Source organism: Variovorax sp. P4_D9, assembly GCF_056401695.1.
Genome location: NZ_JBFUIU010000758.1, coordinates 1 through 4,219, shown reverse-complemented (window position 1 = coordinate 4,219; position 4,219 = coordinate 1). Strand labels below are relative to the sequence as shown.

7 protein-coding genes are annotated in these 4,219 nt (G+C 63.1%); 4 read left to right on the top strand and 3 right to left on the bottom strand.

Translation table 11 applies throughout. The annotated features are described in order from the left end of the window. The coding region (locus AC1DY5_RS44520; protein WP_478120795.1) for an IS630 family transposase at positions 1 to 919 on the bottom strand (919 nt) is incomplete at its 3' end. A 32-nt stretch (positions 920 to 951) separates the two neighbouring features. Continuing rightward, complete coding sequence (locus AC1DY5_RS44515) at positions 952 to 1,122, bottom strand: hypothetical protein (RefSeq protein ID WP_478120794.1); 171 nt, start codon at positions 1,120 to 1,122, stop codon at positions 952 to 954. 470 nt (positions 1,123 to 1,592) lie between these two features. Here AC1DY5_RS44515 and AC1DY5_RS44510 point away from each other — a divergent pair, with 470 nt between their 5' ends. Beyond that, positions 1,593 to 2,012, top strand: coding sequence for a phosphoribosyltransferase (locus AC1DY5_RS44510; RefSeq protein WP_478120793.1), 420 nt, complete (start codon positions 1,593 to 1,595; stop codon positions 2,010 to 2,012). A gap of 13 nt (positions 2,013 to 2,025) precedes the next feature. Here AC1DY5_RS44510 and AC1DY5_RS44505 read toward each other — a convergent pair whose 3' ends face one another. Beyond that, positions 2,026 to 2,316 (bottom strand): hypothetical protein, encoded by a 291-nt coding sequence (locus AC1DY5_RS44505; RefSeq protein ID WP_478120792.1) that lies wholly within the window; start codon positions 2,314 to 2,316, stop codon positions 2,026 to 2,028. 240 nt (positions 2,317 to 2,556) lie between these two features. Here AC1DY5_RS44505 and AC1DY5_RS44500 point away from each other — a divergent pair, with 240 nt between their 5' ends. The 3 genes from AC1DY5_RS44500 to AC1DY5_RS44490 all read left to right on the top strand — a co-directional run. After that, a complete protein-coding gene (locus tag AC1DY5_RS44500; protein ID WP_478120791.1) occupies positions 2,557 to 3,210 on the top strand; it encodes a BON domain-containing protein in 654 nt (217 codons plus the stop codon). A gap of 24 nt (positions 3,211 to 3,234) precedes the next feature. After that, entirely contained in the window at positions 3,235 to 3,684 is a 450-nt protein-coding gene (locus AC1DY5_RS44495; RefSeq protein ID WP_478120790.1) for a host attachment protein, read from the top strand. 46 nt (positions 3,685 to 3,730) lie between these two features. Beyond that, positions 3,731 to 4,219 (top strand): hypothetical protein (locus AC1DY5_RS44490; RefSeq protein WP_478120789.1); only part of this gene is annotated, 489 nt, incomplete at its 3' end.

Here is a 4,219-nt window from a genome sequence, read left to right as displayed (position 1 = left end):
GGATGCGGTTCTCCGAGATGTCGCGGAAGAAGCGCTCGACCATGTTGAGCCACGAGGCGCTGGTGGGCGTGAAGTGCATGACGAACCGCGGGTGCTTGGCGAGCCAGGCTTGAACCTCCGGGTGGGTGTGGGTGCCGTAGTTGTCCACGATCAGGTGCAGCTGCAGGTGCTTGGGCGTCTTGCGTTGGATCAGGCGCAGGAACTGCAGCCACTCGACGTGGCGGTGTTGCTGCTGACACATCGAGATCACGGTGCCGTCCAGGGTGTTCAAAGCGGCGAACAGCGTGGTCGTGCCATGGCGCTTGTAGTCGTGAGTGACGGTGCCGGCGCGGCCTTTCTTCATCGGCAAGCCCGGCTGGGTGCGGTTGAGCGCCTGAATCTGACTTTTTTCGTCGCAGCTGAGCACCAGGGCGCGCTCGGGTGGGTTCAGGTACAGCCCCACGACGTCCAGCAGCTTGTCCTCGAAGCGAGGGTCGCGCGAGAGCTTGAAGCTGCTCTGGCGATGCGGCTTCAGGCCGTTGCGCTGCCAGACGCGGCGAATCGTTGTCGGCCCCACCCCGAGCTGCGCGGCCAGCGTGCGCGTGCTCCAGTGCGTGGCCGCGATGGGCTTTTCGTGAAGCGTCCTGTCCACGATGCTCGAYTCAAGCTCGGCGGTCACGCTGGGGGTGCGCCCGGGGCGCGGCGCATCGTGCATCAGGGCCTCAACCCCGCCGTCCAGGAAGCGCTGGCGCCACAAGGCCACCTGGCGTCGGTCCAAATCGACCTCGGCAGCGATGTCCTTGTTCTGCCAATCATTCGCGGCCAACAGCACGATCCTGGCTCGCTGCTGCACGCGGGCCTCAACGCGGCCGCGCCGGGCGAGCGCAGTCAACTCCCGTTCGGCAACAGCATCCAGTTCGATCTTCCGGGCAACGCGCATGGCTCAAACCTCCGCATTTCGAGCGCACTACACTAGGTGCCAGACTTCTTCGTCGTGTTCATGGTCGCGGACATCGCCGACACAACGCGCGCCCACTCTTCGTCCGTGAGCAGAAGATTCATCTGAATGCGCAACAGCGTATCCTCGCACTCCAGATGGGCGCGCATCAGTTGGGAATGCTGCGAGAGCAGATCCTGCACCACGAGAACCCTGCATAGGGCCGCCCGCAACCGTTTCTCCGTGGCGGTTAACGATGTCTCACAGCCTGACGACCTTGTCATGCCGCGGCTTGGCATTGGCGTTCGGCGCACGGGGGCGCTCGGCATTCGCGGTTGAACGAGTCGGTGTCCCTCGAGCGCGATGGAAGCGCCATCCATTTTGACCGGGCGCAAGCCTCCGATAGGCGGACGCGGGGATGATGTCCGGCAATCCAGGAGACTAACGATGCTTTTTGCGAATCGCCTCGACGCCGCCGAGCGCCTCTCACAAGCCTTGCGATCCTGGAAGGGACATCATCCGCTGATTCTGGCGATCCCCCGCGGTGCGCTTGAAATAGGGCGCGTCCTTGCGGACCGCTTGGACGGCGAACTCGACGTGGTGCTGGTCCGGAAGCTGCGCGCCCCCGCCTCGCCGGAGTTCGCCATCGGGTCGGTCGACGAAGGCGGTTGGGCGTATGTCGCGCCATACGCCCATGCGGCCGGGGGACGATGTCTACATCGAAGAAGAGAAACGCCACCAGCTTGAGGTGCTCAAGGATCGACGCAAACGGTACACCCCCGGTCGGGCGCCGATCGACCTGACGGGGCGCATCGTCATAGTCGTGGACGATGGCCTCGCGACAGGTGCCACCATGATGGCCGCATTGCATGCGGTCCGCGCGCAACAGCCAGCCAGGCTGATTTGCGCGGTGCCGGTCGCATTCCCTGAAAGCCTCGCGCTGGTACGACCGCTCGCCGATGAAGTCGTGTGCCTGCACGCGCCAGAGGACTTCGATGCGGTGGGTCGGTTCTATCGATCGTTCGACCAAGTGGAAGATGAGAGGGCGATAAGTCTGCTGAGTGACACGGGTCCGCGGACTCCTCCACCGCCGTGAGTATTGGACCTTTTCAATTCGCGGAGTCGGCCGCCAAGGATGAGGGAAACGCAAARTCACCGGTCTCCAGCACCACGGGCTTCTCGGGACCGCGCCGATAGTGGTCTAGCGCTGCCGCCTTGATCTGATCGAAATGCTCACAACAAGCCGCGACGAGGCTGTCGCCTCCACCTTGAGCACCGAAGACGTCGCGCAACGCGTCTTCGGAGATTTCCGCGACGATTCGGGGGCCGGCGCTCCCCTTCGGATAGATCGCGAACAGAACGCTCGCTAGATCGAAGCAGTAACTCGCATCGCTGGTCATGGTATCTCTCCTGGCTCACGTCACGCCCACGAATGGGGAAATCGAAGCCTGCTCCCGAATCGACGAACGAGTCTTGGGTCAGTCAAGAAATCCGTATTGCGATTCGCGATCCGATTTGATCCCGCGCAACCCGCGCCTGCCGCCGCTGCCTACAGTGATGAAACGCAGCGCTTCATTCGATTCAACGCAACGCAACGGGTGAAGTGAAGGCTGCAGTTCTGATCACATGAAAGGAAGCAAATGAAATCCGATGTCCAACTCAGGGATGACGTCTTGGCCGAACTCAAGTGGGACCCGATCGTCAACGCCACCGATGTCGGCGTGATCGTCAAGGACGGCGTCGTCACACTGACCGGCCACATCGCCAGCTTCGCCGAAAAATACGCCGCGGAACGAGTGGCCCAGCGTGTCGACGGCGTCAAGGCCCTGGCCGTCGAGCTCACGGTCAAATTGACTTCCGCCCACGAGCGAAGCGACGCGGAAATCGCCTCGGCCGTGGAGAGTGCGATCGAATGGAATTCCCTGGTGCCCAAGGGCAAAGTGCACCCTACCGTCGAAAAGGGTTGGATCACGCTGAACGGCGAGGTCGAATGGGACTACCAGCGGCGCGCCGCGGAAGGTTCCCTGCGCAATCTGCTCGGCGTCATCGGCGTCACGAATCTGGTGAAGGTCAAGCCGAGGGTCAGCGCGACCGACATCGAAACAAAGATCCAGGACGCACTGGTTCGCCAAGCGAGCCGGGAAGCCAGGCGCATCGACGTCGTGGTCGATGGCGCGCAGGTGACGCTCGAGGGGACTGTCAACTCGTGGGCCGAGCGCAGGGCTGCGCAGGGAGTTGCATGGGCCGCCCCGGGCGTGTCGACCGTGATCAATCATCTCCACATCGGCGCTTGAACGCGCACTCTTCGTGAAACCCCCATGAAAAACCAATGGATCCTCGTGGCCAACGCGTCGCTGGCCCGCATCTTCCGCCGTGACGCTGCCCGGACGCCTCTGGTGCCAGTGGAGACCTTGAGTCATGAGCAAAGCCGCATGAGAGGCACCGAGTTGGCGTCGGACCGTCCGGGCCAGGAAGCGGCCGACAACAGCCATGGAATCAACCATTTCGAGCCGCGGACCGACAAGCGTCGCAAGGAACACCTTCGCTTCGCGCGGGAGATCGCCCATCGGCTCGACAAGGGCCTTGCGGCTCAGGAATTCGATTCGCTCACGATGTTCGCATCGAATCCTTTCCTCGGCGAGCTCAAAGCGCAGCTGAGCGATGCCGTGGAAAAGAAGGTCAAGGTGGCGCTCAACAACGACTTCACCTCGCTCGGGCTGGCCGAGCTCGAAGAGCGCCTCCAGGCAATGCACCCGGCCGCTGGATAGATCAGCAAGGAAAATCGCCATGCCATCGAAGGATCTCTTCGCGGCGTTGTTGATCGCCGCGAGCGTGGCGGCATTTGCTGCCGACTGCACCGCACCCGGCCAGCTGAGTCCGGTATCGACACCCACGCAAAAAGTGCGCGACGCCGCGAGCAAGACCGCTCACGATGCGCAGGTCGCCGCGCAGAAGGCGGCCGACGAAGCCAGTGCCGCCGCAGAGCAGAGCAAGGTGAACGCGGGCAAGATCTCCCGGGCGATCGCCGAGGCCATCCGTCGCGCGGCACAGAAGGCCGCCGAATCAGCGACGCGATTCCAGGAAAAGGCAACGGCATCTGCCAACCGGGCCCTCGACGCCAGCAAGGAAGCTGCGACCAAGGCCGAGGAAGAAAGCAAGAAGGCATCCGCGGCCACACAGGAAGCGCTTGCCAAGGCCGAAGCGGCGGTCCAGAGCGCGATCGCTTCGAGCAAGGAAGAAGCCGAGAAGGCCGCGGCCGGTGTCTTATACACATCTCCGAGCCCACGAGACTCTAATAAATCG

What these genes read in the sequence shown, in the direction of transcription:
- AC1DY5_RS44510 (WP_478120793.1), top strand. Translation starts at nt 1,593, where the DNA reads ATGTCGCGCCATACGCCCATGCGGCCGGGGGACGATGTCTACATCGAA.
- AC1DY5_RS44500 (WP_478120791.1), top strand. Translation starts at nt 2,557, where the DNA reads ATGAAATCCGATGTCCAACTCAGGGATGACGTCTTGGCCGAACTCAAG.
- AC1DY5_RS44495 (WP_478120790.1), top strand. Translation starts at nt 3,235, where the DNA reads ATGAAAAACCAATGGATCCTCGTGGCCAACGCGTCGCTGGCCCGCATC.